We start from the raw sequence: 24,720 nt of genomic DNA on the forward strand, positions 1-24,720 counted from the left end.
TCGGCCGTGGCTTCGGCGCACGAACTGGATTGCCGGAAAGCGGACGTTCCACGAGTCAGCAAAGGGCCAAGTCCAGTCTCGCCGCTAGGCTTGAGCTGAACTGCCGCAAAGCGGACGGTACTAGAGTCTGCGAAAGGCCAGTCTCGAACATCGCATTCTCCTCACGGAATCGCTTCGCGTAAGGCCCTCGTCACCGGTGGCGAGAATCTGTTGTTCTCCACCGCAACGGCGCGTAGCCGCGCTCCTCCGCCGTCAACCGCGAGAGCTTCCCACCGAGCGGCGGCCGTTCCCTCGTCGTCTGACCTTATCGAGCCCATAGACTGTTCTAGATCGGTAAAACGTGTCCGATCCGCTTCGAGGACATTGAGAATATATCGGACGGGCGCATCATCAGCCGAATATCCGACCAAAACGAATGTTCGACAGCGCGCTAAATCGAAAAAGAAGCGGGCCGCCCAACCGGCCCGCAAATACGCCTCATCATATTGGCCGCTGGTCAATATGAGAAGCTTTAGAGAAGCGTCCGCGAGGCGCCCATGAAGATGAATAATTCCGTGAAAGCGTTCTGTCCCAGGCGCAGGGATGTTTTGACCGGCCGTACTCGCTTCCGTCGCAACCGTCCGGTCCCGCGATCGAGACAGGGCGCGCTCAAACAAGGTGTCGAAATTTGTGGTGACCATTGATGGTCGACCTTCCTCGTCCCGGGAAAGCCTCATGACACGTTGTTTTGGATCCGAAGGCTCTGAATTCGCTATCCCCGCATTGGCCTCGAAACCAAATCCGCAACGCGCCTTCCGCAGGGAAATTTTTGGTTTTTTTGTCCTCGACTAGCTTTCTTGGCCTCAACATCTGCTGGACGAAAGGGCTCCGAACCGTTCCTCGGCTAGTTGCCAGCGCAGATCGCCGCCAAGTAGCTGCGAAGCTGCATCTGCTCTTCGAAGTCGCCTCCGAGAATCAGATCGAGCGGCGGACGTCCGCCAAATGGATTTCCGAGATTGCGGCTCCGCAACCAGCCGAGCACCTCAATGTCCGATCCGTAGAGAGTACGTAAGGAGGCATAGATGCCTAAGATCGCGGAGATATGCAGGAGAACGTCCATCTCAAGGATAAGGTCTTTGTGGTCACGGGCCGCCTCAACCCATTCGCAGTACGGAGCGCGGGAGGGCGCACCGATCGCGCATGCTGCCTCCACCTCGGTCAGGTGCCAGAGCGCGGCGAGGTTCGCGAAAGTACGAAGTCCCGGGCCGCTCACTCCCGCCCGCTCGGCCGGGCTCTTTGACCTAAAAGCGCGATCATAAGTCATCATTTGCCGCTCCATCGTCACTCCGGCGTGAAACGCGCTCGTCGCTCTCATCCAGCTCGTGATCGAGCTCCTGCCAGACTTCCTGGGCCTCGCCCTTTCAGGGAGAGCTCCTTCGTTTCAGGATTTCTGCGGCGGAATGAGCGCCGATCCGGCATTGCCTTCCCGACCGAGCGCGGGATCGTCCCGACGCCTTGCGACTTCAATGACGCATTGCGGATCAAAGCCGTGATTTTCCCGATCCCCGTGGAGGTTCGGATAGCCGGCCTGATTTGCAAAGATGCGTGTTCTGCCCAGGCGGTAGTCATGTGAGCCGTGATCATGACCGTGGATCCAGAGCTCTGGTTGGAAATCCTCGATCAGGGCGCTGAGGTCCGACACGAACGCCGGCGAAAGCGCGCTTCCCTGGTGTCGCGGCTGAACAGATCGCGGGTGGGGAGCATGGTGTGTCACCACAACCGTTGGCCCGTGGTGGTCCCTAGCGAGCTCGCTGCGAATGAACGCTACGTCGAGCCTGTGCTCCGCTGCAGCATGCCACGGCATGAACCGGCTGTAGTGGCCGCTTTCCTCGCGATACCGGATCAGGCGATGATCGTTTAGCTCTTGGCCTGCCACGACCATCGAGGGCTTGGGCGTTCCGAGCAGCCGGTAGTCCGTCCACAGCGTACATCCGACGAAGCGAACCTCCTCAACAAGAATCGCCTGCCGGTGCAACAGGTGGATACCGGTCTCATCCGCCAGCCGACTGGCTTCAGCCAGGTTGGCTTTCATCTCGCTCTTGTAGAATTCATGGTTGCCGGCGACGTACACAATAGGTCGTCCCCGGAGCGGTCCGGTCTCGCGCCGGGTAGCCATCCACCTCAGTGCCCCGACAATCGGCTGCCCTATGTCGCCCGCGAACACCGCCACATCGAACTCCGGCATCGGCGCTGGAAATTCGAACGGCCCGAATTCAAGGTGAAGATCGGAAATTATAAGCAGACGCATCAGTGTAGCCGTCCGAGCAAGCCGCGGACCTGAGTTGACAACTGCTCTTCGGCTACTCGGTCATGCGCCTTGTCGCCGCTGACAGCAGCTTCGAAGCTGGAAATGCTTATCGCGTGCATGCCGATTGTCCTTGGCCCTAAAACATCGGCCTTGAGATCGTCGCCGACGAACAAGATCTGCTCGGCCGCAAGACCGAGCCTCTGACACACGAGCCGGAAGATCTCCGGCTGTGGCTTGATGAAACCAACTTCGAAAGACAGGACCAGCGCATCAGGGATGCCGGGGAGACAGGCGAGCAGCGGCCGCTCATAGGGGGCGGCGAGATTCGAACAAACGCCGATCTTCAGATCGACGCTGCGTAGCAGAGCCCAGACAAGATCCATGCCTTTCCTCATCCGTATCGAGTTGCATTCCGCCGCAAGGTCAGCTTCGAGTTCAACCAACCGCGCTTCGCCAACCGAGATTGCGATCTCACGTAGCGAAAGCGGCTTAATCAGAGGATCACTCGGTCCAGTGACACCGGGCTGCTCCCCCTGCAGTGCCCGAAAGGGCCGGCGCTTGTCTGTGATCTCGACGATCGTCCCGAATGCGTCGAAACAAACCGCGCGAATGATGCTCATCACGCTCCTCCCGGCACCGCCAGCACCGCCAGGCTGTTCTCGGTCAGAATCACGATCTCGGTTCCTACACGACGGCACGGGCGAGCTTCGTGCATATCCGCCCCCTACATCCGGGAGAAAGCGGTCAAGCGAGAGCTATATGTGCGCTGACGGCTTCGACTCGGGACCAGCTTTCCACTTGTCGAGCCGTTCGTGCGTAGTCGCAAACCATCACTGAGGTTCGCAACCTGCTCTCTCAGCGCAGCAATCTCCCAGGCTTGGATTTCTGATGGAGGGACTTCCTCTTCGAGAGCATGTCGCCGCCACTCGCTGCCCATCCATTGGAACAGGAACCCCGAGAGAGACGGAGCGCAAAGAAAGATGGTTCGAGCGGCCGTCCTATTAGTACGTACATTTCCGCGGATGACCTCCGGTCTTTGGCCGTGGAGGTCACACCATCGCTGAAACGCACGCTGCCACCGATCTCGGTCGGCGCGAGCGCCCTTGGCGCTTATCAGGAGTTCGAAACTCGATTTCGTTGGCTCCAGCCATTCGATGGAGACATCGAATGTCAGGCCCGCAAAATCCTTGAGCACGTATCGTTCGTTGTTCACTGCAAACCGCCGTCACAATCGCTCGTCGCATTTGATTTAGACACTATAATGCCTAGCGACGAAATGCACAGTCCGCTTCGTTCAGGCCATGGACGTTCGGCGGATCGTGGCAAAAAACGTGCGGAGAATCCGCACGGCGGCAGAGCTTTCTCAGGAGGAAGTTGCAGTCCGTATGGGGGTTGAGCAGACCTACGTGAGTGGCCTGGAACGCGGCGTTCGCAATCCGACGATTACCACGTTAGATCGAGCGGCTAGAGCGCTTAATGTAAAAATTGCGGAGCTCCTGAGAGATTAACTGCCCAGGGTGACCACCTCAAAACGCGGAAATGAGAACAGGCGGTTTTGTTCTATCGGGCGACTTTGCTCCGCGCCCAAAATTCAAGCCGCTTCTTAACTTCCCGTTCGAAGCCTCGTTCATTCGGCTCATAGAAGGTGGGCCGATCGACCACCGCTAGTTCGTCCGGCAAGAACTCCTGACCGGAGAACGCATCTGGAAAGTCGTGATCGTACTTATAACCTGCATGGTAACCTAGCTCTTTCATGAGCTTGGTTGGAGCATTGAGAATATGCTTGGGGGGTGGCAGGGAGCCTGTTTGCTGGGCCAACGCAAGTGCAGCATTGAACCCTGCATAAGAAGCGTTCGACTTCGGCGCCGTGGCCACGTATGTGACGGCCTGCGCCATAAACAAGCGCCCCTCCGGCCAGCCAACTCTCTCAAAAGCGTCCCACGCCGCGATCACCTGGGGCATCGCTTGAGGATCAGCCATCCCAACATCTTCCGATGCTGCGCATGCCAGCCGCCGAAATATGGTTCCCGGATCCTCACCCCCGACCATCATCCGCGCTGCCCAATAGAGGGCCGCTTGGACATCACTCCCTCTCAGGCTTTTGTGAAAGCAGCTGAGCAGGTTGTAGTGCTCCTCCTGGCCTTTGTCATAGACAGGTGCTCGCTTCTGCACGGTCTCGGCCAGAGCCGGTACGTCGAGCACCGTTCCGCCCGGCAGGGAAAACAGCTCCTCGCAAAGGCCGAGAAGGTAGCGCCCGTCGCCATCCGCCATATTGAAAAGAGCGTCTCGAGCTGTTTCGTTCAGCGGCAGCCTCTTGCCCATATGCGTTTCGGCGCGCTCGGCCAGCTTCGCCAAGTCCTCCGGGCTGAAACGCTTCAGTGTGTAGACCTTCGCCCTTGAGAGAAGGGCCGCAACCATGCTGAAGCTGGGATTCTCGGTGGTTGCGCCGATAAGCGTGATCGTGCCGTCTTCAACATGGGGCAGCAGGGCGTCCTGGGTGACCCGGTTGAAGCGGTGCAGTTCGTCGACGAATACCGCTGTCTGGCGACCTGCACCGGCCCTTAATTGCTTGGCCGCATCGATCACCTTACGCAGATCGGCAACGCCGGAAAGGACAGCCGACAGCTGGATGAAATCCAGCCCCACTTCCTTGGCGACAAGCCTTGCGATTGTCGTCTTGCCCGTCCCAGGCGGTCCCCACAGGATGAAGGAGGACAGCCTGTTGGATGCGATCATCCTGCTGATCGGACCGTCCGGGCCAAGCAGGTGGTCTTGACCGATCACATCGGCCAGCCGCTGCGGACGTAGGACCTCTGCGAGAGGACGCGGAGCTGCGTCCTCGAAAAGCGACGTGTTCATGGACAACCAACCGTTCCGTTTCGAGGCATATACTCAAAGCCTGAGGTGGGGCTGTCGAGTACAGCCTTTCGGTATATAATCTAGCGCAACCTACTGATACATAAGATAGAGTTTCATTTCGCTGGTAAGAGGCTGAGGCGATGGATCTCGTCGACGAAGAGCAGCGTGCCCCGGCCGCCCAGCCGGCGCCCCCGCGCCGCCTCGAACACCTTCTTGAGATCGGCCACGCCGGAGAAGATCGCGCTGATCTGCTCGAAGCCGAGATCGACCAGCCCGGCGAGCAGCCGCGCCACCGTCGTCTTGCCGGTGCCCGGCGGCCCCCAGAAAATCAGGCTGCCGATCGTGCCGGAGGCGACGAGCCGCGTCAGCGCGCCGTCCGGCCCGGTCAGGTGCTCCTGGCCGGCGACTTCGGCGAGCGTCGTCGGCCGCAACCGGTCGGCGAGCGGCCGCGGGCCGGACTTGTCCAGCCCCGAGGCTGCAAACAGGTCGCTCACCCCGGAAAGACCGAGGTGATCGTCTGGCCGTTGCGGATGATCGTCACCTCCCAGGCACGCCTGCGATCCTTGAGGATCGTCTCGACCTCGCGCGACGTGGTCATCTGCTCGCCGTTCAGCGCCTTGATCAGATCGCCCTTCTGGAAGCCGACATTGGCCGCGGTGCTGCCCTCCTCGACCTCGCTGACGACAACGCCCTCGTTGCCGGTGTCGATCGAGAGTTCCTCGGCCAGCGCCGGCGACATGTTCCCGACGGTCAGGCCGGCGAGCGGCGAGCGGCTGGTCAGCTTGACCATATCGCGCGGCCGGGTCTCGGGCGCAGCGATGAGCTTCACGGGGATCGAGATGCGCTTGCCGCCGCGCAGCACGCTGAGCATCGTCGTCCCGCCGATCGGCCGGGTGGCGAAGCGGTAACCGAAGGATTCGGGATCGTCGACATTGACGCCGTCGACCGAGAGGATGACGTCCGAGCGCTTCAGGCCGGCCTGGTCGGCCGGCCCCTTGTCGACGACGCTGGCGACGACCGAGCCGGCCGGCCGGTCGAGCCCAAGCCCATCGGCGACCTCGGCCGTGAGACTCTGCAGCCGCGCGCCGAACCACGGCCGCTTGACCGTCTTGACGCCGGCCTTGGCGCTGTCGACGACGAGGCGCACCATCGCCGAGGGAATGGCGAAGCCGATGCCGACGCTGCCACCGGAGCGCGAATAGATCGCGGTGTTGATGCCGACGACGCGGCCCTTCATGTCGATCAGTGCCCCGCCCGAATTACCGGGATTGATCGCCGCATCGGTCTGGATGAAGGACTGCGCATCGCCGACGCCGATCTGGGTGCGCGCCAGCGCCGAGACGATGCCCTGCGTCACCGTCTGGCCGACGCCGAAGGGGTTGCCCATCGCGAGCACGATGTCACCGACCTGGAGTTCGTCGGTATCGGCAAGATCGATCGCGGTCAGGTTCTTGGCATTGGCGAGCTTGAGCACGGCAAGATCGGTGCGCGGATCGCGCAGCAGGATCGTGGCCTCGACCTCGCGCTTGTCGGCGAAGGCGACCTTCACTTCGCTCATGTTCTCGATGACGTGGTTGTTCGTCACCACGAGGCCGGCGCCGGCATCGACGATCACGCCGGAGCCGAGCGAGCGCTGCACCCGCTCACGCGGCACGCCGAAGCCGCCATCGCCGAAGAAGCGGCGGAAGAACGGATCGTCCATGAAGGGGTTCTGCGGGCGCTTCTCGACGCGCGCGCCGTAGACGTTCACGACAGCGGCCTGCGTCTGCTTGACCAGCGGCGCGAAGGAGAGCGTCACCTGCTCCCGGGTCTCAGGCACCTGCCGCTGCTGGGCGAGCGCCGGCCACGGCGCCACGCCGGCCAGCAGAGCGCCCGCCAGGGCAGCCGCGGCCAGGGTCTTCCGATAGGGTGCGGGGCGGTGGATCATGCTCGTCCTCGTTCAGAAACAAAAAGCGCCGGCGCGGAGTTTTCCGTTCAGGCGTGGCACCCGCTATACCCATGTAACGCCGTGCGGTTCCCGCAGCGGCATCCCCCAACCCGATATGGCCTTTCATGGCCGGATAGGAAGAGCAGGATGAGCCTGATTCGGCTTGTGTACGCCAGCGAGAGCCGGCTCGTCGACGCCAATCGCCGCGCGGAGCTGGACAGGATTCTGACGAGTGCCCGCCGCTTCAACGACCAGAACGGCATCACCGGCTTCCTGTTGGCGACAGACAAGGCCATCGCGCAGGTGCTGGAAGGGCCGCGCGACAACGTGACGGAAACCTATGGCCGGATCGTGATGGACCCGCGCCATGCGGCCTTTCAACTGCTCGTGGAAGAACCGATCGCCACCCGCTCCTTCGCTGGTTGGGCTATGGGCATCGCCGCGCGAGACGAGACCACCAGCTTCATCTTCGGCCTGTATGGCGTGACCCCGGAGAGCGACCTTCACGTCCAGCCACTGGAAACCCTCGTCGACCTCGCAGGCCAGCTCGCCGGGCGGCCGGGCTGAAGCTCTCGTAAACGACCCGTCCCCGGCTGAACCGTCATTGCGAGCGCAGCGAAGCAATCCAGGAGAACTGGGTTGAACAGTTCAGCCCAGTCCTCCTGGATTGCTTTGTCGCTTCGCTCCTCGCAATGACGACCTGACTGTTCAGTCAGGTCCAAAACGGCTCTAAAAGAGCGTCCTGACCCGGCCAAAGAAAAAGGCGGCCCCGAAGGACCGCCTTTTCCAATTCAGTCAGAGGAAGCCGATCAGGCGGCTTCGTCTTCCGCCGTGAAGACCGGGCCGGAATCCTTGCCCTTGGCGTCGACGTCGCGATCGACGAACTCGATGATCGCCATCGGGGCGTTGTCGCCGAAGCGGAAGCCCGCCTTCATGATGCGGAGATAGCCGCCGTTGCGCTCCTTGTAGCGCGGGCCGAGGACCGCGAAGAGCTTGCCGACCAGCTCGACATCCTTGATCTGCGCGATCGCCTGACGGCGGGCGTGCAGGTCGCCGCGCTTGCCGAGGGTGACGAGCTTCTCGACGACCGGGCGCAGGTCCTTGGCCTTCGGCAGCGTGGTGGTGATCTGCTCGTGCTTGATCAGGGCCTGGGCCATGTTGGCGAACATCGCCTGGCGGTGCTCGGCCGAGCGGTTGAAACGACGGCCGCGGAAACCGTGACGCATTGTTTGGCTCCTTCGTTGCTTACGGCCGCCGTGCCACGGTACGGCCGTTCGTTATGCTCCGGCCGGAAATGGCCGGGCGGGGTTGGCGCGGGATGCCTCCCGCGCCGTCAAGCTCAGTAGTGCTCTTCGAAGCGCTTCGCGAGCTCTTCGATGTTCTCCGGCGGCCAGCCCTGGACGTCCATGCCCAGGTGCAGGCCCATGGTGGCGAGCACTTCCTTGATCTCGTTCAGCGACTTGCGGCCGAAGTTCGGGGTGCGCAGCATCTCGCCCTCGGACTTCTGGATGAGGTCGCCGATATAGACGATGTTGTCGTTCTTGAGGCAGTTGGCCGAGCGGACCGAGAGCTCCAGCTCGTCGACCTTCTTGAGCAGCGCCGGGTTGAAGGGCAGCTGCGGAGCGGTCGAGACGGCCTCTTCCTTGCGCGGCTCCTCGAAGGTGATGAACACCGCGAGCTGGTCCTGCAGGATGCGGGCGGCGAGCGCCAGCGCGTCCTCGGGGGTGACCGAGCCGTTGGTCTCGATCGCCAGCGTCAGCGAGTCCTTGTCGAGGTTCTGGCCCTCACGGGTGTTCTCGACGCGGTAGGAGACCTTCTTGACCGGCGAGTACAGGCTGTCGACCGGGATCAGGCCGATCGGCGCGTCCTCGGGACGGTTCTGCTCGGCCGGGACATAGCCCTTGCCGGTGTTGACCGTGAACTCCATGCGGATCTCGGCCCCGTCGTCCAGCGTGCAGAGCACGAGGTCGGGGTTCAGGATCGCCACGTCGCCGATGGTGTTGATGTCGCCGGCGGTGACGGTGCCCGGGCCGGACTTGCGGAGCGTCATGCGCTTCGGACCCTCGCCCTGCATCTTGACCGCAATGGCCTTGATGTTGAGGACGATGTCGGTGACGTCCTCACGGACGCCCGGAATCGAGGAGAACTCGTGGAGGACGCCGTCGATCTGGACGGCGGTCACGGCCGCGCCCTGGAGCGACGACAGCAGCACGCGACGGAGCGCATTGCCGAGCGTCATGCCGAAGCCGCGCTCGAGCGGACGCGCAACCACAGTCGCCTGACGCTTCGGGTCGTCTCCGACCTTCACTTCGAGCTTGTTCGGCTTGGAAAGATCCTGCCAGTTCTTGCTGATCACGACCGCACTCCTGGTGCTGAATTCATCTGGCGGCCACCGCCGCCCCGGACAGGCGCCCGCCCTTGCGGGCGCCTCATGCAATGGTCAGACGCGACGACGCTTGCGCGGGCGGCAGCCATTGTGCGGGATCGGCGTGACGTCGCGGATCGAGGTCACGGTGAAGCCCGCGGCCTGGAGAGCGCGAAGAGCCGACTCGCGGCCCGAACCCGGACCGGTCACCTCGACCTCGAGGGTGCGCATGCCATGCTCGGCAGCCTTGCGGGCGGCGTCCTCGGCGGCGACCTGGGCGGCATAGGGGGTCGACTTGCGCGAGCCCTTGAAGCCCATCGTGCCGGCCGACGACCACGAGATCGTGTTGCCCTGCGCGTCGGTGATGGTGATCATGGTGTTGTTGAACGAGGCGTTCACATGCGCGACGCCGGAGACGATGTTCTTGCGTTCGCGACGACGGACGCGCTGGGCTTCCTTGGCCATATCTCTTCTTTCATCCTTCAGGCGCGCCCGTCATGCCAGGCGCTGGGGATGCCGGCGGCCCGTGAGCGGACCGGCCGGCGTATAGACAGCGGGCCGACTAGCGGCCCACTGAGATCACTTCTTCTTGCCGGCGATCGGCTTCGCCTTGCCCTTGCGGGTGCGGGCATTGGTGTGCGTGCGCTGACCGCGGACCGGCAGCGAGCGGCGATGACGCAGGCCGCGATAGCAGCCGAGGTCCATCAGGCGCTTGATGTTCATCGAGACTTCGCGGCGCAGATCGCCCTCGACGAGGTAGTCGCGGTCGATCGTCTCGCGGATCTGCAGGACTTCGGCGTCGGTCAGCTGGTTGACGCGGCGCTCGGCGGCGATGCCGACCTTCTCGCAGATCTCCTGGGCCTTGGACGCGCCAATGCCGTGGATGTACTGCAGGCCGATGACGACGCGCTTGCCGGTGGGAATGTTGACGCCCGCGATACGAGCCATGGTCTCATCTCCATGTCGGCCGAAGCACCCGATGGCACCCCGGCGGTGGGGAAAATCCCGCGTCCGGTGGAGGCCGGCTCATGCAGGACGTTGAACGGCTCCACGCGATAATGCGACGTCGTCCCTTCTCGCGAAGGCAACGGCATCGCTCCCATGAAACCGGATTGCGGCTCGTTAACGGGTTGGCCGCAACGAGTCAACCCCGTCGCAACCAAGAAACATGCCAAGGCCGGCGAAGTGGCCGAAGCGCTGCGAGGTCAAGGCAGTAGCCGCGATTGCTATATAAGGGCCCCGTCATTCCAGGCAAGCGGCGGAACCGCGCCCGGAACGACGGACTCAAGCGAGAACCCTCACTTCTTCACTAGGCTGCACTTGCTCTCAGAGAGCGGCGCGATGATCTCGGCCGCCGGGATCTTGCGGACGACCTTGAAGTAATCCCACGGCGCCTTCGAATCGGCGGGCTTCTTCACCTCGACCAGCAGCATGTCGTTCATCAGCCGGCCATCCTCGCGGATCTTGGCGCCGGGTGCGTAGAAATCGTCGACCGGCATCTCCTTCATCTTCGCCGCGACCGCAGGGCCCGCTGCCGTACCGGCCGCCTTCACCGCCTTGAGATAGTGCAGCACCGAGGAATAGACGCTGGCCTGGATCATGCCCGGCATCTTCTTGGTCTTCGCCATGTAGCGGTCGGCGAAATCGCGGCTCGGCTTGTCGGCATCATGGTAGTAGGCGGTGGTGGTGATCAGCCCCTTGGCCTTGTCGAGGCCGAGCCCATGGACGTCGCTCAGCACCACGACCATCGCCGCGAGCTTCTGGCCGCCATCGACCAGGCCGAACTCGCCGGCCTGCTTGATCGAGTTGATCGTGTCCGTGCCGGCATTGGCGAAGGCGACGATCTTGGCCTTGGAGGCCTGGGCCTGCAGCAGGAAAGAGGAGAAGTCCGGCGTCCCCAACGGGGCGCGCACCGTGCCCAGCGTCTTGCCGCCATTGGCCTTCACGATCGACTCGATATCGGCGGTGAGCTGATGGCCGAAGGCATAGTCGGCGGCGATGATGTACCAGCTGTCGCCGCCCTCGCGCAGGACCGACAGCGCCGTGCCCTTGGCCGAGGTCGCCGTGTCGAAAGTCCACATGAAGCCGGTCGGCGAGCAATCCTCGTTGAACAGCCGCGTCGTCGCCGGGCCGTTATAGAGCGCGATCTTCTGCTTTTCCTTGGCGATGCCGGCCACCCCCAGTGCAACGGCGGAGTTGGTGAGGTCCGCGATCACGGTGACGCCGTCCACATCATACCAGCGCCGGGCCAGCCCGACGGCGATATCCGGCTTGTTCTGATGATCGGCCGCGACGATCTCGATCGGCTTGCCCAGCACCGAGCCGCCGAAATCCTCGATCGCCATCTTCGCAGCCTCGACCGAGCCGAGACCGCCGAATTCGGCATAGTTGCCCGACTGGTCGTTGAGGATGCCGATCTTCACCGCATCCTGCGCCCGTGCCGCCGCCGGCATCATCGCCAGCGTGCTCGCGACCAGCAACGCTCCAAACCTTGTCATGCGCCTGCTCCCTGTCCTGAATCCGAACCGAGAAAGCAGCTTCGCCTTCCGGTCGACGGATGCTTGCCACCGCTTCGCGCGGATTGGGTCTCAGCACATCCGCCGGGGGTAAGCCTGTCAACGCACCGGCGGAGCGAGAAACGGCAAAGGCAGTCCCGCAAAAGTGCACCGCGAGAACGAAAAACCCGGGCAGACCGCAAGGTCCGCCCGGGTTCGAACTTGTTTCCGCCGAAGAGCGCTCAGCCCTGCGCCGCCACCGAAAGCGCGTCGCTGATCGCCCGCGAGACGTCATCGATCGGCTGCATGCCGTCGATCGCCGTCAGTTGGCCGCGCTTGTCGTAATAGGGTGCAACCACCGCGGTATCACGATTATAGGCTTCGAGCCGGGTCTTGAAGACCTCCGGATCGTCGTCCTTGCGTACCGGCTGCCCGGCCGCCCTCGCCTCCTCGGCGCGGCGGACGATGCGGTCGACGAGCTTGGTCTGGTCGACCCGGAGCTCGAGCACGGCGTCGAGCTTCAGCCCCTTGCCGTCGAGCATCTTGTCCAGCGCCTCGGCCTGCGCCAGCGTCCGCGGGAAGCCGTCGAGGATGAAGCCCTTCCTGGCATCCGCCTCTTCGATGCGGTCGGCGACGATGCCGATGACGATCTCGTCCGAGACCAGCCCGCCCGCATCCATCACGGCCTTGGCCTTCTGGCCAACCGGCGTGCCGGCGGCGACGGCCGCGCGCAGCATGTCGCCGGTCGAGAGTTGCGGAATGCCGTGCTTCGCGACGATGCGCGCCGCCTGAGTGCCCTTACCCGCCCCCGGCGGCCCCAGGAAAATCAACCGCATCTTATCTCCGCGCTCCTCGCAACTTGGCCTTCTTGACCAGCCCTTCGTACTGATGGGCCAGCAGGTGCCCGTGAACTTGCGCCACGGTGTCCATCGTCGTGGTCACCACGATGAGCAGCGAGGTGCCACCCAGCAGGATGATCGGGATCTGAGCATAGGTGATCATGAACTCGGGGATAAGGCAGACAATCGTCAAATATCCTGCGCCGAGAACAGTGATGCGGGTGAGGATGCGATCGATATGCTCCGCGGTCCGCTCGCCCGGGCGGATGCCCGGCATGAAGCCGCCATGCTTCTTGAGATTGTCCGCCGTCTCGACCGGGTTGAACACGATCGCGGTGTAGAAGAAGCAGAAGAAGATGATCAGCGCCGCATAGAGGATCATGAACAGCGGCCGGCCATGGGCCAGATAGGTCGCCATCAGCGACAGGAAGCCGGTACCACCCGAGGCCTGCGAGAAGCTGGCGACGGTCGTCGGCAGCAGCAGCAGCGACGAGGCGAAGATCGGCGGGATAACGCCCGAGGTGTTGAGCTTCAGCGGCAGGAACGAGGTCTGGCCCTCATACATGCGGTTGCCGACCTGGCGCTTCGGATAGTTGATCAGCAGGCGGCGCTGGGCGCGCTCCATGAACACGCAGAAAGCGATGACGCAGATCGCCATCACGAGCACGCCGAGCAGCAGCCCGGTGGAGATCGCGCCCTGGCGGCCGAGTTCGAAGGTCTGGGCGAGCTGCGAGGGGAACTCGGCGATGATGCCCGCGAAGATGATCATCGAGGTGCCGTTGCCGATGCCGCGGCTGGTGATCTGCTCACCCAGCCAGAGCAGGAACATCGTGCCGCCGACGAGCGTGATCGTGGTCGAGAGCAGGAAGAACGGACCCGGCTCGAGCACGAGGTTACCCGAACCCTGGAGACCCACACCGATCGCATAGGCCTGGAACACGGCCAGCACCAGGGTCAGGTAGCGGGTGTACTGGTTCAGGGTCTTGCGGCCCTGCTCGCCTTCCTTCTTCAGCGCCTCGAAGCTCGGCACGACGCTCGACAGGAGCTGCACGATGATCGAGGCCGAGATATAGGGCATGATCGCCAGCGCGAAGATCGCGAGACGCCCGACCGCACCGCCCGAGAACATGTTGAACATGCCGAGCATGCCGGACTGGGTCTGGCGGAACAGGTCGGCCACCGCGTCCGGGTTCATACCCGGCAGCGGGATGTAGGTACCGAGCCGGTAGATGACCAGCGCGCCCAGCGTGAACCAGATTCGCTTCTTGAGTTCATCCGCCTTGGCGAAGGCCCCGAAATTGAGGTTCGCCGCAAGCTGTTCAGCCGCCGATGCCATGCGTCCGGTCCCTGGGTCTCAAACTGATCGTTGAAGCACATCTGCCAACGCACGCGTGGTGCTGTCTGCGGATTCGTGCCTTGCGTCAAACAGTCAAACGGCGGCCGAGGCGCTGGGCCCGGCCGCCGTTCGCAAACGTCATGTAGGCGTTCGTGTCACGCCTGTGAAGCGGCAGCCAGAATCTTGACCGAACCGCCAGCCTTCTCGATTGCAGCCACGGCCGACTTGGACGCGCCGTAGACCTCGAAAGCGAGCTTGGTCTTGAGCTCGCCGACGCCGAGGATCTTGACGCCGTCCTTGGCCTGGCGGGTGATGACACCGGCGGCGACGAGCGCCTCGATGGTGACAGCGCCCTTGGCGTCGAGCTTGCCGGCTTCCACCGCCTGCTGGATGCGGCCGAGGTTCACCTCGTTCAGATCCTTGGCGAACAGGTTGTGGAAACCGCGCTTCGGCAGGCGACGATACAGCGGCATCTGGCCGCCTTCGAAGCCCTTGATGGCGACGCCGGCGCGCGAGGTCTGACCCTTCACGCCGCGACCACCGGTCTTGCCCTTGCCGGAGCCAATGCCACGGCCGACGCGCATGCGCTGCTTCAGAGCGCCTTCGTTGTCACGGATATCATTGAGTTTCATGTGACGCCCTCCTCACTTCGCGTCGACGACGCGGACGAGGTGCTTGACCTTCTCGACCATGCCACGCACCGCGGGGGTGTCCTGGAGGGTCGAGCGGCGGCGGATCTTGTTCAGGCCGAGACCGATCAGGGTCTGGCGCTGGGTGGCCTCGCGGCGGATCGGCGAACCGATCTGCTCGATGGTGAAGGTCTTCTCAGCCTTTGCCATGATGTCCCCCTCACGCTTCCGCGGCCGCATCCGTGCCGGCATCGCGGCGACGGGTCTGCAGGGCCGAAACCTTGAGCGAACGACGCGCCGCGACCGAACGCGGGCTGTCTTCGTTCTTCAGCGCGTCGAAGGTGGCGCGCACGAGGTTGTACGGGTTGGAGGAGCCGAGCGACTTCGACACGACGTCCTGCATGCCAACCGCCTCGAAGACGGCGCGCATCGGGCCACCGGCGATGATGCCGGTACCGGCCGGAGCCGCACGCAGCACGACCTTGCCGGCGCCATGGCGGCCCTGCACGTCGTGATGGAGGGTGCGGCCCTCGCGCAGCGGGATGCGGACGAGGCCGCGCTTGGCAGCTTCCGTCGCCTTGCGGATCGCCTCGGGAACTTCACGGGCCTTGCCGTGGCCGAAGCCGACGCGGCCCTTCTGGTCGCCGACGACGACGAGTGCGGCGAAGCCGAAGCGACGCCCGCCCTTCACCACCTTGGCGACGCGGTTGATGTGGACGAGCTTGTCCACGAACTCGGAAACTTCCGCTTCCCGGTCCCTACGCTCACGCGGCTCTCTAGCCATGTCTGTCCTCTTACTTGCGCGGACGAGGATCGAAGCCCCGCCGCTCGCTCGAGCCTAACCCCGTGCGTCATTGCGCGGGGAAGCCTAAAATGGATGCCGCCCGGCCGGCGCGAAACGCCTTGCCGGGCGAAACCCGATAACCTCAGAAGCTGAGGCCGCCCTCGCGGGCTGCATCGGCCAGCGCCTTGACGCGGCCATGGTACATGTACGGGCCACGGTCGAAGACCACATCCGTCACGCCGGCCTTGACCGCGCGCTCGGCGACGATCTTGCCGATCTGCGTGGCGGCTTCGACGTTCGCGCCGGACTTGATCTGCTCGCGCACATCCTTGTCCCGCGACGACGCGGAAGCGAGGGTGACCCCGTTCACATCGTCGATGACCTGGGCGTAGATCTGCTTGCCGGTGCGATGCACCGACAGGCGCGGGCGACCATTGGCAACCGCCTTGATCGCGCGGCGGACGCGGGCCTTGCGGCGCGCAGTCACATCGTTCTGCTTGCTCATGGCTGGCGTCCTTACTTCTTCTTGCCTTCCTTGCGGAAGATGAATTCGCCGGCGTACTTGACGCCCTTGCCCTTGTAGGGCTCGGGGCCGCGATAGTCGCGGATTTCCGCGGCGGTCTGGCCGACGACCTGCTTGTCGATGCCGACGACGACGATCTCCGTCGGCTTCGGCGTCGTGATCGCGACACCGGCCGGGATTTCGTAGTCGATGTCGTGGCTGTAGCCGAGCGACAGCTTCAGCACCTTGCCGTTCACGGCGGCGCGATAGCCGACGCCGTTGATCTCGAGGCGCTTCTCGAAACCGGCGGTGGTGCCGATCACGAGGTTGTTGATGCGGGCACGCGAGGTGCCCCAGAGCGCACGGGCGCGCTTCGACTGCGAGCGCGGCTGAACCGCGATCGCACCGTCCTCCATGGCAACCGAGACGTCCTCGGGAACCGTGAAGGAGAGCTCGCCCTTCGAGCCCTTGATCTTGACCAGCTGGCCGGTGACCGAGGCGGTGACGCCCGCGGGAACCGAAACCGGCTTCTTACCGATACGAGACATTTGGATCTCTCCTGAAAGTGAGCGGGGCGCCTGTAAGGTCAGAAGACCTTGCAGAGCACTTCGCCGCCCACGTTCTGCTCGCGGGCCACATGATCGGCCATCACGCCACGCGGCGTCGAGACGATCGTCACGCCAAGGCCATCGGCCACGCGCGGCATTGTCTCGACCGACGAGTAGACGCGGCGGCCGGGCTTCGAAACACGCGAGATCGACCGGATGACCGGCAGGCCCTCGTGATACTTCAGCTCGATGTCGAACTCCGTCCGGCCGTTGCCGAACTCGGTCTGGCTGTAGCCGCGGATGTAACCCTCGGACTGCAGCACGTCGAGCACGCGGGCGCGCAGCTTCGAGCCAGGGGTGGAAACGCGGGATTTGCGACGCATCTGCGCATTGCGGATGCGGGTCAGCATATCGCCGAGCGGATCAATGATTGCCATTGTCCAGTCCTCCTTACCAGCTCGATTTCACGAGGCCGGGAACCAGCCCCTTGTTACCGAGCTCACGCAGCGCGATACGCGACATCTTGAGCTTGCGATAAACCGCGCGCGGGCGGCCCGTCACTTCGCAACGATTGCGAACGCGGATCTTGGCCGAGTTGCGCGGCAGTTCGGCCAGCTTCAGGCGGGCGAGGAAGCGCTCGTCCATGGGCTGGTTTTCGTCATTGGCGATCGCGAGAAGGCGAGCCCGGCGGCCGGCGAATTTCTTCACCAGCTTCCTGCGGCGCTCGTTGTTCTCGACGGAGCTTTTCTTAGCCATCGATCTCTCCTGGTTTCCGCGTATGAACGCTTAGGTTCACTGCCGGAACGGGAAGTTGAAGTGCTTGAGCAGGGCGCGTGCCTCGTCGTCCGACTTCGCAGTCGTGCAGACGATCACGTCCATACCCAGGACCTGGTCGACCTTGTCGTAGTTGATCTCGGGGAACACGATGTGCTCCTTGATCCCGAGCGCGAAATTGCCGCGCCCGTCGAACGACTTGGGGTTGAGGCCCCGGAAGTCGCGCACGCGCGGCAAGGCGATGGTGACGAGCCGGTCGACGAACTCGAACATCTTGGTCTTGCGCAGCGTGACCTTGCAGCCGACCGCCATGTTCTCGCGCAGCTTGAAGCCGGCGATGGCGAGGCGGGACTTGGTGATGACCGGCTTCTGGCCGGCGATCAGGGCGAGATCCGCGGCAGCGACGTCGACCTTCTTGCGGTCCGCAGTCGCTTCGCCAACGCCCATGTTGATGACGATCTTCTCGATCGTCGGCACTTCCATGACGTTCTTGTAGCCGAATTCGGCGATCATCGCGGGACGGACAACGTCCTCGTAATGCTTCTTCATGCGCGGCGAAAGCGCGCCCTGCTGAGCCTCAGCCATCGATCAGATCCCCCGAACGCTTGGCAAAACGAACCTTGCGGCCGTCATCGAGCACCTTGAAACCGACGCGGGTGGCCTGGCCATCCTTCGGATCGGCAACAGCGATGTTCGACAGGTCGATCGTCGCTTCCTTGCTGATGATACCGCCCTCGGACTGTGCGGACTGCTTGGTGTGACGCTTCACCAGGTTGACGCCGCGAACGACCGCACGGCCGTCCTTCGGCAGGACCTGGAGCACTTCACCCGACTTGCCCTTGTCGCGACCAGCGAGCACGACGACCTTGTCGCCCTTCTTGATCTTAGCAGCCATCACAGCACCTCCGGCGCCAGCGAGATGATCTTCATGTGGTTCTTGGCGCGCAGCTCGCGCGGAACCGGTCCGAAGATACGCGTGCCGACCGGCTCCTTCTGGTTGTTGATCAGCACCGCCGCATTGCGGTCGAAGCGGATCACCGAACCGTCCTGGCGCTTGACGTCCTTGGCGGTGCGAACGACGACCGCCTTCATGACGTCGCCCTTCTTCACGCGACCGCGCGGGATGGCTTCCTTGATCGAGACGACAATGATGTCGCCGATGCGGGCATAGCGCCGCTTCGACCCGCCGAGAACCTTGATGCACATCACGCGACGGGCGCCGGAATTGTCGGCGACGTCGAGATTCGTCTGCACCTGGATCATGGCCTTGATCCTTCCAATCTGTGTATCAGCGCGGTTTCCCGGCCGGCCTCAGCGCTGGCGGGGACTACGACTGACGGGGGTCGATCGCCCCCTGGCCTCAAAACAAAACACGATCCGCAAAAGTGGGAACCACTCTTGCGGAGAAACATGCCCGGCTTCTTTCCTGCCGCGCCCGCCCCTGATTCGGGGCCGGGCGAAGCCGTCTCGAATCACGCCTTGGGGGCGTCCTCGAGCACAACCCAGCTTTTCAGCTTGGAAATCGGCTTGGACTCCTCGATCCAGACCGTGTCGCCGACCTTGAACGCACCCACTTCGTCATGGGCGTGATAGTTCTTCGTGCGGCGCACCGTCTTCTTGAGGAGCGGGTGCGTATAACGCCGCTCGACCTTGACCACAACAGTTTTGTTCTGCTTGTCGCTGACGACGACGCCCTGCAGTACGCGCTTAGGCATTATTCTCTCCTCACGCGCTCGCTGCGACGGTCTTCGACCGCTGCAGCGTTCTGATGCGGGCGATGTCCTTGCGCACTTCGGTGACGCGCGCGGTGTTCTCGAGCTGGCCGGTCGCCTTCTGAAAGCGCAGGTTGAACTGCTCCTTCTTCAGCTTGAGCAGCTCGTCCTGGAGCTGGTCCGTGCTCATGGCCTTCAGGTCGGACTGACGCTGTGCAATCTTCATGTTGTCCTCCCTTACTCGGCGATGCGCTGGATGAAGCGGGTCTTGATCGGCAGCTTGGCAGCGCCGAGGCGGAGCGCCTCGCGGGCGATCTCCTCGGACACGCCGTCGAGCTCGAACATGATCCGGCCCGGCTTGACCTTGGCCGCCCAGAACTCGGGCGAACCCTTGCCCTTACCCATGCGGACTTCGGTCGGCTTCTTGGAAACCGGCACGTCCGGGAAGATGCGGATCCAGACACGGCCGACGCGCTTCATGGCACGGGTGATCGCGCGGCGGGCCGCCTCGATCTGCCGGGCGGTGACGCGCTCGGGTTCCTGGGCCTTCAGGCCGAACTGGCCGAAGTTGAGATCCGTGCCGCCCTTGGCGACGCCGGAGATGCGTCCCTTGAACTGCTTGCGGAACTTGGTGCGTTTTGGTTGCAGCATGGCTCTTCTCGATCAGCCTTACGCAGCCTGCTCACGACGATCGCGATGGTCGCGATCACGGCCGCCGGAGCGGCCGCCCTCGTCGGAGAGGCGCTTGTCCTGGGCCATCGGGTCATGTTCCAGGATCTCGCCCTTGAAGATCCAGACCTTGATGCCGCACGTCCCGTAGGTCGTGAAAGCGGTGGCGACGCCGTAATCGACGTCGGCGCGCAGCGTATGCAGCGGCACGCGGCCCTCACGATACCATTCGAGGCGGGCGATCTCGGCGCCGCCGAGGCGGCCCGAGCAGTTGATGCGGATGCCCTCGGCGCCGAGACGCATCGCCGACTGAACGGCGCGCTTCATGGCGCGACGGAAGGCGACGCGGCGCTCGAGCTGCTGAGCGATCGAGTCGGCGACGAGCGTGGCGTCGATCTCGGGCTTGCGCACCTCGACGATGTTGATCGTCACATCGGCCTTGGTGAGCTTCGAGACTTCCTTGCGGAGCTTCTCGATGTCAGCACCCTTCTTGCCGATCACCACGCCCGGACGCGCCGAGTGGATGGTGACGCGGCACTTCCGGTGCGGGCGCTCGATGATGATCTTCGAGACGGCGGCCTGCTTCAGCAGCTTCATGAGGGCGGCGCGGATGGCCATGTCCTCATGCAGCAGCTGGCCGTACTCGCCCTTGGCCGCGAACCAACGCGAATCCCAGGTGCGGTTGATGCCGAGGCGAAGGCCGATCGGATTGATTTTCTGACCCATCGTTCTCTCCTCAGGCCTTGGCCGCAGCGACTTCGCGCACCACGATCGTGATGTTCGCGAAGGGCTTCAGGATGCGGGCGCCGCGGCCACGGGCACGAGCGTGGAAACGCTTCATGACAAGAGCCTTGCCGACGAAGGCCTGTGCCACGACGAGATCGTCGACGTCGAGATCATGATTGTTCTCGGCATTGGCGATCGCGCTCTGGAGGCACTTGCGCACGTCGAGCGAGATCCGCTTGCGCGAGAACTCGAGATCGGCGAGCGCGGTCGCGACCTTCTTGCCGCGGATCAGCTGGGCGACGAGGTTCAGCTTCTGCGGCGAGACGCGAAGGTTGCGAGCGATCGCAGTGGCTTCGTTCTCGGGCAGCGCACGGGGGGCGGATGCTTTACCCATGGCTTACTTCCTCTTCGCCTTCTTGTCGGCAGCGTGGCCGTGGAAGGTGCGCGTCGGCGAGAACTCGCCGAACTTGTGGCCCACCATCTCCTCGGACACGGACACCGGCACATGCTTGTGACCGTTGTAGACGCCGAACGTCAGACCGACGAACTGCGGCAGGATCGTGGAGCGACGGCTCCAGATCTTGATAACTTCACTACGGCTCGAGGTCCTGGCGACCTCGGCCTTCTTCAGGAGGTATCCGTCGACGAACGGACCTTTCCAAAGCGAACGCGCCATGACGGACCTCAGTTCTTCTTCTTGCGGGCGTGACGGCTCGACACGATGAACGTATCGGTCCGCTTGTTCGAGCGGGTCTTCTTGCCCTTGGTCGGCAGACCCCAGGGCGTAACCGGATGGCGACCACCCGACGTCCGGCCTTCACCACCACCATGCGGGTGGTCGACCGGGTTCATCGAGACGCCGCGGTTATGCGGACGGCGGCCGAGCCAGCGCGAGCGACCGGCCTTGCCGTCGTTCCGGTTCATGTGATCCGGGTTCGAGACGGCGCCGACCGTGGCGTAGCACTGGCCGGAGATCAGGCGCTGCTCGCCCGAGTTCAGGCGAACGATGACGTAGCCCTGGTCGCGACCGACGATCTGGGCGTAGTTGCCGGCCGAACGGGCCAGGGCGCCGCCCTTGCCGATCTTCAGCTCGACATTGTGCACGATCGTGCCGATCGGCAGCGTGCCCATCGGGGCCGCGTTGCCGGGCTTCACGTCGACCGATTCACCGGCAACCACCGTGTCGCCGACAGCCAGGCGCTGCGGCGCCAGGATGTAGGCCTGCTCGCCGTCCTGATACTTGATCAGGGCGATGAAGGCGGTGCGGTTCGGATCGTATTCGAGCCGCTCGACGGTTGCCGGGATGCCGGCCTTGCCGCGACGCTTGAAATCGACGAGACGCAGCGTCCGCTTGTGACCACCGCCGCGGAAGCGGACGGTGACGCGGCCGGTGTTGTTGCGGCCGCCCGAGGAGCTCTTGCCCTCGGTCAGCACCTTGACCGGCTTGCCCTTGTAGAGCTCGCTGCGGTCGACGATCACGAGCTGGCGAAGGCTCGGCGTGATCGGCTTGAAATGTTTCAAAGCCATGATGATTCCCTCACAGGCCCGTGGTCACGTCGATGGAGTGGCCCTCTTCGAGGGTCACGACCGCCTTCTTGACGTCCGAACGCTGGCCGGGACGGCCACGGAACATCTTGACCTTGCCCTCGGTGACGATCGTGTTGACGCTCTTCACCTTGACGTCGAAGAGCTTCTCGATCGCCGCCTTGATCTGCGGCTTCGTTGCGGTCTTGGCAACCTTGAAGACGACCTTGTTGTGCTCGGAGAGCATCGTCGCCTTCTCGGTGATGACCGGCGCCACGATCACATCGTAGTGGCGCGGGTCGAGGTTCTTGGCGGACTGGCTCATTTGAAGCGCGCCTCCAGCGCATCGACGGCCGCGCGCGTCAGGACAAGCTTGTCGCGACGCAGGATGTCGTAAACGTTGATGCCCTGGACCGGCAGCACGTCGACGTTCGGGATCGAGCGAGCGGCCAGGCCGAAATTGGTATCGATCTCGGCGCCGCCGATGATCAGCGCGCTCGACAGATCGAGCTTGCCGAAATGGCCGAGCAGCACCTTGGTCTTCGGCTCGGACAGCGTGGCATCGTCGATCACGATGATGCCGGCATCCTTCGCCTTGGCCGAGAGAGCGTGACGCAGAGCCAGCGCACGGACCTTCTTCGGAAGATCATGACCGTGGTCACGCAGCACCGGGCCGAAGGCCTTGCCGCCGCCGCGGAACTGCGGAGCCGAAGCCGCGCCGTGGCGAGCGCCGCCGGTGCCCTTCTGCTTGTAGATCTTCTTGCGGGTGCGATCGACTTCCGAGCGGCCCTTGGACTTGTGAGTCCCGGCGCGGCGCTTGGCAAGCTGATAGCGGACCATGCGGGCGAGCAGATCGGCGCGCGGCTCCAGGCCGAACACCTCATCCGACAGCTCGACCGAACCGGCCGACTTGCCCTCGAGAGTGGTGATATCGAACTTCATCACGCGTTCTCCTCAGCCTGGGCCGCAGGAGCCTCTTCCGCCTTGGCCTCGCCGGAAACCTTGAACTTGCCCGGCAGCGGCGCATCCTTCGGCAGGGCGCGCTTGACGGCGTCACGGACATGGATCCAGCCGCCGGCGACGCCGGGGACGGCGCCCTCGACGAGGATCAGGCCGCGCTCGACATCCGTCTGGACGACGCGCAGGTTCTGCGTGGTCACGCGCTCGGCACCGAGATGGCCCGGCATCTTCTTGTTCTTGAAGGTCTTGCCCGGGTCCTGACGGCCACCGGTCGAACCGATCGAACGATGCGAGACCGACACGCCGTGCGTGGCGCGCAGACCGCCGAAATTCCAGCGCTTCATGCCGCCGGCGAAGCCCTTGCCGGTGGTGGTGCCGGAGACGTCGACGAACTGGCCGACGACGAAGTGGTCCGCGGTCAGCTCGGCGCCGACGGGGATCAGCGCGTCGTTGCTGACGCGGAACTCGACCACCTTGCGCTTCGGCTCGACCTTGGCGACCGCGAAATGACCGCGCTCGGCCTTCGAGACATTCTTCACCTTCGCCGTGCCGGAGCCCAGCTGCACGGCCGCATAGCCGTTCTTCTCGATCGTGCGATGCGCGACGACCTGGCAGTTGTCGAGCTTCAGCACGGTGACCGGGATGTGTTCGCCGGCATCCGTGAAGATGCGGGTCATCCCGACTTTCTGTGCAATCACACCGGAACGCATCGGTGCATACCTTCCTTTGGGGTCATGTCCATCCGGGGAAAACCGGAAACAGAGGACCCGTTTAATCGGATCCGAAGAGGGTCAGGCGAAGCGGAAACCGGTTCGCCGTTCAGACCGTCTCCGACTTAAAGCTTGATTTCGACGTCGACGCCGGCGGCGAGATCGAGCTTCATGAGGGCGTCGACCGTCTGCGGGGTCGGGTCGACGATATCGAGAACCCGCTTGTGGGTCCGCATCTCAAACTGCTCGCGCGACTTCTTGTCGATGTGCGGCGAGCGGTTGACGGTGAACTTCTCGATGAGCGTGGGCAGCGGAATCGGCCCGCGGACCTGAGCGCCCGTCCGCTTCGCGGTCGACACGATCTCACGCGTCGAAGCGTCGAGGATGCGGTGGTCGAACGCCTTGAGGCGGATCCGAATGTTCTGACCGTTCATGGTCTTGTTCTCTCCGTGACGTGAGAAAAGGCAAAGGCCCCGAAGGGCCCCTGCCCCTCACGCAAACGCGTTACGCGATGATCGAAGCGACGACGCCGGCACCGACAGTGCGGCCGCCTTCGCGGATGGCGAAGCGCAGCTTCTCTTCCATCGCGATCGGGGCGATCAGCGTCACCTCCATCGAGATGTTGTCGCCCGGCATCACCATCTCCGTGCCTTCCGGCAGCGAGACCACGCCGGTCACGTCCGTCGTGCGGAAGTAGAACTGCGGGCGGTAGTTGGTGAAGAACGGCGTGTGACGGCCACCCTCTTCCTTCGTCAGGATATAGGCCTCGGCCTTGAACTTCGTGTGCGGCTTCACCGAGCCCGGCTTGCACAGGATCTGCCCGCGCTCGACGTCCTCACGCTTCGTGCCGCGCAGCAGCGCGCCGATGTTGTCGCCGGCCTGGCCCTGGTCCAGAAGCTTGCGGAACATCTCGACGCCCGTCACCGTCGTCTTCACGGTGTCCTTCAGGCCGACGATCTCGATTTCCTCGCCGACCTTCACGATGCCGCGCTCGACGCGGCCGGTCACCACCGTGCCACGGCCCGAGATCGAGAACACGTCCTCGACCGGCATCAGGAACGGCTGGTCGATCGG

The 24,720-nt window shown here is 63.8% G+C and carries 37 protein-coding genes and 1 pseudogene; 2 read left to right on the forward strand and 36 right to left on the reverse strand.

Features of this window, described 5'->3' with window-relative positions:
- Positions 1 to 161: 161 nt before the first annotated feature.
- From ACWIEX_RS13080 to ACWIEX_RS13095, 4 genes are all read right to left on the reverse strand, one after another.
- Positions 162 to 716, reverse strand: a complete 555-nt coding sequence (locus ACWIEX_RS13080) for an SIR2 family protein (RefSeq protein WP_454033411.1) — start codon at positions 714 to 716, stop codon at positions 162 to 164.
- Between the two features lie 167 nt (positions 717 to 883).
- A complete protein-coding gene (locus ACWIEX_RS13085; protein ID WP_454033412.1) occupies positions 884 to 1,306 on the reverse strand; it encodes an antitoxin Xre/MbcA/ParS toxin-binding domain-containing protein in 423 nt (140 codons plus the stop codon).
- A 114-nt stretch (positions 1,307 to 1,420) separates the two neighbouring features.
- Complete coding sequence (locus ACWIEX_RS13090) at positions 1,421 to 2,287, reverse strand: metallophosphoesterase (protein WP_454033413.1); 867 nt, start codon at positions 2,285 to 2,287, stop codon at positions 1,421 to 1,423.
- On the reverse strand, positions 2,287 to 2,907 hold the full coding sequence (locus ACWIEX_RS13095) for an HAD family hydrolase (protein ID WP_454033414.1): 621 nt from the start codon (positions 2,905 to 2,907) through the stop codon (positions 2,287 to 2,289). Before ACWIEX_RS13095 ends, ACWIEX_RS13090 begins: the two co-directional genes overlap by 1 nt.
- Positions 2,908 to 3,588: 681 nt before the next feature.
- Here ACWIEX_RS13095 and ACWIEX_RS13100 point away from each other — a divergent pair.
- Positions 3,589 to 3,795, forward strand: coding sequence for a helix-turn-helix domain-containing protein (locus ACWIEX_RS13100; protein WP_454033415.1), 207 nt, complete (start codon positions 3,589 to 3,591; stop codon positions 3,793 to 3,795).
- A gap of 52 nt (positions 3,796 to 3,847) precedes the next feature.
- On the opposite strand, the gene ACWIEX_RS13105 is transcribed toward ACWIEX_RS13100, so the two are convergent.
- From ACWIEX_RS13105 to ACWIEX_RS13115, 3 genes and pseudogenes are all read right to left on the reverse strand, one after another.
- A complete protein-coding gene (locus ACWIEX_RS13105) occupies positions 3,848 to 5,146 on the reverse strand; it encodes a replication-associated recombination protein A (protein ID WP_454033416.1) in 1,299 nt (432 codons plus the stop codon).
- A 131-nt stretch (positions 5,147 to 5,277) separates the two neighbouring features.
- Positions 5,278 to 5,640, reverse strand: a pseudogene (locus ACWIEX_RS13110) (AAA family ATPase); the annotation flags it as partial.
- Positions 5,637 to 7,073 (reverse strand): Do family serine endopeptidase, encoded by a 1,437-nt coding sequence (locus ACWIEX_RS13115; RefSeq protein WP_454033417.1) that lies wholly within the window; start codon positions 7,071 to 7,073, stop codon positions 5,637 to 5,639. The gene ACWIEX_RS13115 and the pseudogene ACWIEX_RS13110, both read right to left, overlap by 4 nt.
- Positions 7,074 to 7,220: 147 nt before the next feature.
- Between ACWIEX_RS13115 and ACWIEX_RS13120 the strand changes: the two genes are divergently transcribed.
- On the forward strand, positions 7,221 to 7,640 hold the full coding sequence (locus ACWIEX_RS13120) for a BLUF domain-containing protein (RefSeq protein WP_454033418.1): 420 nt from the start codon (positions 7,221 to 7,223) through the stop codon (positions 7,638 to 7,640).
- 242 nt (positions 7,641 to 7,882) lie between these two features.
- Here ACWIEX_RS13120 and rplQ read toward each other — a convergent pair whose 3' ends face one another.
- From rplQ to ACWIEX_RS13265, 29 genes are all read right to left on the reverse strand, one after another.
- Positions 7,883 to 8,299 (reverse strand): 50S ribosomal protein L17, encoded by a 417-nt coding sequence (gene rplQ, locus ACWIEX_RS13125; protein ID WP_047582390.1) that lies wholly within the window; start codon positions 8,297 to 8,299, stop codon positions 7,883 to 7,885.
- Between the two features lie 113 nt (positions 8,300 to 8,412).
- Positions 8,413 to 9,429, reverse strand: a complete 1,017-nt coding sequence (locus ACWIEX_RS13130) for a DNA-directed RNA polymerase subunit alpha (RefSeq protein WP_061967382.1) — start codon at positions 9,427 to 9,429, stop codon at positions 8,413 to 8,415.
- 84 nt (positions 9,430 to 9,513) lie between these two features.
- The gene (gene rpsK / locus ACWIEX_RS13135; RefSeq protein ID WP_043237079.1) at positions 9,514 to 9,903 is read right to left on the reverse strand and encodes a 30S ribosomal protein S11; all 390 of its coding nucleotides are present in this window, start codon (positions 9,901 to 9,903) and stop codon (positions 9,514 to 9,516) included.
- Between the two features lie 114 nt (positions 9,904 to 10,017).
- Positions 10,018 to 10,386, reverse strand: coding sequence for a 30S ribosomal protein S13 (gene rpsM, locus ACWIEX_RS13140; protein ID WP_061967380.1), 369 nt, complete (start codon positions 10,384 to 10,386; stop codon positions 10,018 to 10,020).
- Between the two features lie 350 nt (positions 10,387 to 10,736).
- Entirely contained in the window at positions 10,737 to 11,936 is a 1,200-nt protein-coding gene (locus tag ACWIEX_RS13145) for an ABC transporter substrate-binding protein (protein WP_454033419.1), read from the reverse strand.
- Between the two features lie 239 nt (positions 11,937 to 12,175).
- On the reverse strand, positions 12,176 to 12,769 hold the full coding sequence (locus tag ACWIEX_RS13150; protein WP_061967376.1) for an adenylate kinase: 594 nt from the start codon (positions 12,767 to 12,769) through the stop codon (positions 12,176 to 12,178).
- A 1-nt stretch (position 12,770) separates the two neighbouring features.
- Positions 12,771 to 14,108, reverse strand: a complete 1,338-nt coding sequence (gene secY / locus ACWIEX_RS13155) for a preprotein translocase subunit SecY (protein ID WP_454033420.1) — start codon at positions 14,106 to 14,108, stop codon at positions 12,771 to 12,773.
- A gap of 155 nt (positions 14,109 to 14,263) precedes the next feature.
- Positions 14,264 to 14,740 carry a 50S ribosomal protein L15 gene (gene rplO / locus ACWIEX_RS13160; protein WP_061967373.1) on the reverse strand — a complete coding sequence of 159 codons (477 nt, stop codon included), beginning with the start codon at positions 14,738 to 14,740 and terminating at the stop codon, positions 14,264 to 14,266.
- Positions 14,741 to 14,752: 12 nt separating this feature from the next.
- A complete protein-coding gene (gene rpmD, locus ACWIEX_RS13165) occupies positions 14,753 to 14,947 on the reverse strand; it encodes a 50S ribosomal protein L30 (RefSeq protein WP_061967372.1) in 195 nt (64 codons plus the stop codon).
- Positions 14,948 to 14,957: 10 nt separating this feature from the next.
- Entirely contained in the window at positions 14,958 to 15,521 is a 564-nt protein-coding gene (gene rpsE, locus ACWIEX_RS13170; protein WP_061967370.1) for a 30S ribosomal protein S5, read from the reverse strand.
- A gap of 142 nt (positions 15,522 to 15,663) precedes the next feature.
- The gene (gene rplR, locus ACWIEX_RS13175; RefSeq protein WP_454033421.1) at positions 15,664 to 16,026 is read right to left on the reverse strand and encodes a 50S ribosomal protein L18; all 363 of its coding nucleotides are present in this window, start codon (positions 16,024 to 16,026) and stop codon (positions 15,664 to 15,666) included.
- An 11-nt stretch (positions 16,027 to 16,037) separates the two neighbouring features.
- Positions 16,038 to 16,571, reverse strand: a complete 534-nt coding sequence (gene rplF, locus ACWIEX_RS13180; RefSeq protein WP_454033422.1) for a 50S ribosomal protein L6 — start codon at positions 16,569 to 16,571, stop codon at positions 16,038 to 16,040.
- Between the two features lie 38 nt (positions 16,572 to 16,609).
- A complete protein-coding gene (rpsH, locus tag ACWIEX_RS13185) occupies positions 16,610 to 17,008 on the reverse strand; it encodes a 30S ribosomal protein S8 (protein ID WP_061967365.1) in 399 nt (132 codons plus the stop codon).
- A 13-nt stretch (positions 17,009 to 17,021) separates the two neighbouring features.
- A complete protein-coding gene (rpsN, locus tag ACWIEX_RS13190; protein WP_454033423.1) occupies positions 17,022 to 17,327 on the reverse strand; it encodes a 30S ribosomal protein S14 in 306 nt (101 codons plus the stop codon).
- A gap of 36 nt (positions 17,328 to 17,363) precedes the next feature.
- Positions 17,364 to 17,930 carry a 50S ribosomal protein L5 gene (gene rplE, locus ACWIEX_RS13195; RefSeq protein WP_454033424.1) on the reverse strand — a complete coding sequence of 189 codons (567 nt, stop codon included), beginning with the start codon at positions 17,928 to 17,930 and terminating at the stop codon, positions 17,364 to 17,366.
- Positions 17,923 to 18,240 carry a 50S ribosomal protein L24 gene (gene rplX / locus ACWIEX_RS13200; protein ID WP_061967359.1) on the reverse strand — a complete coding sequence of 106 codons (318 nt, stop codon included), beginning with the start codon at positions 18,238 to 18,240 and terminating at the stop codon, positions 17,923 to 17,925. Before rplX ends, rplE begins: the two co-directional genes overlap by 8 nt.
- Complete coding sequence (gene rplN / locus ACWIEX_RS13205) at positions 18,240 to 18,608, reverse strand: 50S ribosomal protein L14 (protein ID WP_038365406.1); 369 nt, start codon at positions 18,606 to 18,608, stop codon at positions 18,240 to 18,242. Before rplN ends, rplX begins: the two co-directional genes overlap by 1 nt.
- Before the next feature lie 209 nt (positions 18,609 to 18,817).
- On the reverse strand, positions 18,818 to 19,060 hold the full coding sequence (gene rpsQ, locus ACWIEX_RS13210) for a 30S ribosomal protein S17 (protein ID WP_061967358.1): 243 nt from the start codon (positions 19,058 to 19,060) through the stop codon (positions 18,818 to 18,820).
- Between the two features lie 10 nt (positions 19,061 to 19,070).
- Positions 19,071 to 19,283, reverse strand: coding sequence for a 50S ribosomal protein L29 (gene rpmC / locus ACWIEX_RS13215; protein WP_454033425.1), 213 nt, complete (start codon positions 19,281 to 19,283; stop codon positions 19,071 to 19,073).
- 11 nt (positions 19,284 to 19,294) lie between these two features.
- On the reverse strand, positions 19,295 to 19,708 hold the full coding sequence (rplP, locus tag ACWIEX_RS13220; RefSeq protein ID WP_038365403.1) for a 50S ribosomal protein L16: 414 nt from the start codon (positions 19,706 to 19,708) through the stop codon (positions 19,295 to 19,297).
- An 18-nt stretch (positions 19,709 to 19,726) separates the two neighbouring features.
- Entirely contained in the window at positions 19,727 to 20,452 is a 726-nt protein-coding gene (gene rpsC, locus ACWIEX_RS13225) for a 30S ribosomal protein S3 (protein ID WP_061967354.1), read from the reverse strand.
- Between the two features lie 10 nt (positions 20,453 to 20,462).
- Positions 20,463 to 20,846 carry a 50S ribosomal protein L22 gene (rplV, locus tag ACWIEX_RS13230; protein WP_377838321.1) on the reverse strand — a complete coding sequence of 128 codons (384 nt, stop codon included), beginning with the start codon at positions 20,844 to 20,846 and terminating at the stop codon, positions 20,463 to 20,465.
- A 3-nt stretch (positions 20,847 to 20,849) separates the two neighbouring features.
- A complete protein-coding gene (gene rpsS / locus ACWIEX_RS13235) occupies positions 20,850 to 21,128 on the reverse strand; it encodes a 30S ribosomal protein S19 (RefSeq protein WP_061967350.1) in 279 nt (92 codons plus the stop codon).
- An 8-nt stretch (positions 21,129 to 21,136) separates the two neighbouring features.
- The gene (gene rplB / locus ACWIEX_RS13240; protein ID WP_454033426.1) at positions 21,137 to 21,979 is read right to left on the reverse strand and encodes a 50S ribosomal protein L2; all 843 of its coding nucleotides are present in this window, start codon (positions 21,977 to 21,979) and stop codon (positions 21,137 to 21,139) included.
- 10 nt (positions 21,980 to 21,989) lie between these two features.
- Complete coding sequence (locus ACWIEX_RS13245; protein WP_047582026.1) at positions 21,990 to 22,301, reverse strand: 50S ribosomal protein L23; 312 nt, start codon at positions 22,299 to 22,301, stop codon at positions 21,990 to 21,992.
- The gene (gene rplD / locus ACWIEX_RS13250; RefSeq protein ID WP_061967347.1) at positions 22,298 to 22,918 is read right to left on the reverse strand and encodes a 50S ribosomal protein L4; all 621 of its coding nucleotides are present in this window, start codon (positions 22,916 to 22,918) and stop codon (positions 22,298 to 22,300) included. The genes ACWIEX_RS13245 and rplD overlap by 4 nt, the downstream gene beginning before the upstream one ends.
- Positions 22,918 to 23,646, reverse strand: a complete 729-nt coding sequence (gene rplC, locus ACWIEX_RS13255) for a 50S ribosomal protein L3 (protein ID WP_454033427.1) — start codon at positions 23,644 to 23,646, stop codon at positions 22,918 to 22,920. The genes rplD and rplC overlap by 1 nt, the downstream gene beginning before the upstream one ends.
- Before the next feature lie 125 nt (positions 23,647 to 23,771).
- A complete protein-coding gene (gene rpsJ / locus ACWIEX_RS13260; protein ID WP_043237115.1) occupies positions 23,772 to 24,080 on the reverse strand; it encodes a 30S ribosomal protein S10 in 309 nt (102 codons plus the stop codon).
- A 70-nt stretch (positions 24,081 to 24,150) separates the two neighbouring features.
- Positions 24,151 to 24,720, reverse strand: a 570-nt coding sequence (locus ACWIEX_RS13265; protein WP_454033428.1) for an EF-Tu C-terminal domain-related protein, incomplete at its 5' end; no start/stop codon positions are given.

The organism is Allobosea sp. NPDC055353 (assembly GCF_053644975.1).

Bases quoted from the DNA above. Each gene is read 5' to 3' on its own strand.
- rpsQ (WP_061967358.1), bottom strand. From the start codon at position 19,060: ATGCCTAAGCGCGTACTGCAGGGCGTCGTCGTCAGCGACAAGCAGAAC.
- rplO (WP_061967373.1), bottom strand. From the start codon at position 14,740: ATGAAACTCAATGATATCCGTGACAACGAAGGCGCTCTGAAGCAGCGC.
- rpsM (WP_061967380.1), bottom strand. From the start codon at position 10,386: ATGGCTCGTATCGCGGGCGTCAACATTCCCACCGGCAAGCGCGTCGTC.
- ACWIEX_RS13090 (WP_454033413.1), bottom strand. From the start codon at position 2,287: ATGCGTCTGCTTATAATTTCCGATCTTCACCTTGAATTCGGGCCGTTC.
- rplN (WP_038365406.1), bottom strand. From the start codon at position 18,608: ATGATCCAGGTGCAGACGAATCTCGACGTCGCCGACAATTCCGGCGCC.
- rplR (WP_454033421.1), bottom strand. From the start codon at position 16,026: ATGAGCAAGCAGAACGATGTGACTGCGCGCCGCAAGGCCCGCGTCCGC.
- ACWIEX_RS13105 (WP_454033416.1), bottom strand. From the start codon at position 5,146: ATGAACACGTCGCTTTTCGAGGACGCAGCTCCGCGTCCTCTCGCAGAG.
- rpsN (WP_454033423.1), bottom strand. From the start codon at position 17,327: ATGGCTAAGAAAAGCTCCGTCGAGAACAACGAGCGCCGCAGGAAGCTG.
- ACWIEX_RS13120 (WP_454033418.1), top strand. From the start codon at position 7,221: ATGAGCCTGATTCGGCTTGTGTACGCCAGCGAGAGCCGGCTCGTCGAC.
- rpsJ (WP_043237115.1), bottom strand. From the start codon at position 24,080: ATGAACGGTCAGAACATTCGGATCCGCCTCAAGGCGTTCGACCACCGC.
- rpmC (WP_454033425.1), bottom strand. From the start codon at position 19,283: ATGAAGATTGCACAGCGTCAGTCCGACCTGAAGGCCATGAGCACGGAC.
- rpsE (WP_061967370.1), bottom strand. From the start codon at position 15,521: ATGGCTAGAGAGCCGCGTGAGCGTAGGGACCGGGAAGCGGAAGTTTCC.
- rplF (WP_454033422.1), bottom strand. From the start codon at position 16,571: ATGTCTCGTATCGGTAAGAAGCCGGTTTCGGTTCCCGCGGGCGTCACC.
- ACWIEX_RS13100 (WP_454033415.1), top strand. From the start codon at position 3,589: ATGGACGTTCGGCGGATCGTGGCAAAAAACGTGCGGAGAATCCGCACG.
- ACWIEX_RS13150 (WP_061967376.1), bottom strand. From the start codon at position 12,769: ATGCGGTTGATTTTCCTGGGGCCGCCGGGGGCGGGTAAGGGCACTCAG.
- rpsS (WP_061967350.1), bottom strand. From the start codon at position 21,128: ATGGCGCGTTCGCTTTGGAAAGGTCCGTTCGTCGACGGATACCTCCTG.
- rpsC (WP_061967354.1), bottom strand. From the start codon at position 20,452: ATGGGTCAGAAAATCAATCCGATCGGCCTTCGCCTCGGCATCAACCGC.
- rplP (WP_038365403.1), bottom strand. From the start codon at position 19,708: ATGCTGCAACCAAAACGCACCAAGTTCCGCAAGCAGTTCAAGGGACGC.
- rplB (WP_454033426.1), bottom strand. From the start codon at position 21,979: ATGGCTTTGAAACATTTCAAGCCGATCACGCCGAGCCTTCGCCAGCTC.
- rplE (WP_454033424.1), bottom strand. From the start codon at position 17,930: ATGGCTGAGGCTCAGCAGGGCGCGCTTTCGCCGCGCATGAAGAAGCAT.
- rplD (WP_061967347.1), bottom strand. From the start codon at position 22,918: ATGAAGTTCGATATCACCACTCTCGAGGGCAAGTCGGCCGGTTCGGTC.
- ACWIEX_RS13095 (WP_454033414.1), bottom strand. From the start codon at position 2,907: ATGAGCATCATTCGCGCGGTTTGTTTCGACGCATTCGGGACGATCGTC.
- rplX (WP_061967359.1), bottom strand. From the start codon at position 18,240: ATGGCTGCTAAGATCAAGAAGGGCGACAAGGTCGTCGTGCTCGCTGGT.
- rpmD (WP_061967372.1), bottom strand. From the start codon at position 14,947: ATGGCAAAGGCTGAGAAGACCTTCACCATCGAGCAGATCGGTTCGCCG.
- secY (WP_454033420.1), bottom strand. From the start codon at position 14,108: ATGGCATCGGCGGCTGAACAGCTTGCGGCGAACCTCAATTTCGGGGCC.
- rplQ (WP_047582390.1), bottom strand. From the start codon at position 8,299: ATGCGTCACGGTTTCCGCGGCCGTCGTTTCAACCGCTCGGCCGAGCAC.
- rpsH (WP_061967365.1), bottom strand. From the start codon at position 17,008: ATGGCAATCATTGATCCGCTCGGCGATATGCTGACCCGCATCCGCAAT.
- ACWIEX_RS13245 (WP_047582026.1), bottom strand. From the start codon at position 22,301: ATGAGCCAGTCCGCCAAGAACCTCGACCCGCGCCACTACGATGTGATC.
- ACWIEX_RS13085 (WP_454033412.1), bottom strand. From the start codon at position 1,306: ATGATGACTTATGATCGCGCTTTTAGGTCAAAGAGCCCGGCCGAGCGG.
- ACWIEX_RS13080 (WP_454033411.1), bottom strand. From the start codon at position 716: ATGAGGCTTTCCCGGGACGAGGAAGGTCGACCATCAATGGTCACCACA.
- rpsK (WP_043237079.1), bottom strand. From the start codon at position 9,903: ATGGCCAAGGAAGCCCAGCGCGTCCGTCGTCGCGAACGCAAGAACATC.
- ACWIEX_RS13115 (WP_454033417.1), bottom strand. From the start codon at position 7,073: ATGATCCACCGCCCCGCACCCTATCGGAAGACCCTGGCCGCGGCTGCC.
- rplC (WP_454033427.1), bottom strand. From the start codon at position 23,646: ATGCGTTCCGGTGTGATTGCACAGAAAGTCGGGATGACCCGCATCTTC.
- ACWIEX_RS13145 (WP_454033419.1), bottom strand. From the start codon at position 11,936: ATGACAAGGTTTGGAGCGTTGCTGGTCGCGAGCACGCTGGCGATGATG.
- rplV (WP_377838321.1), bottom strand. From the start codon at position 20,846: ATGGGTAAAGCATCCGCCCCCCGTGCGCTGCCCGAGAACGAAGCCACT.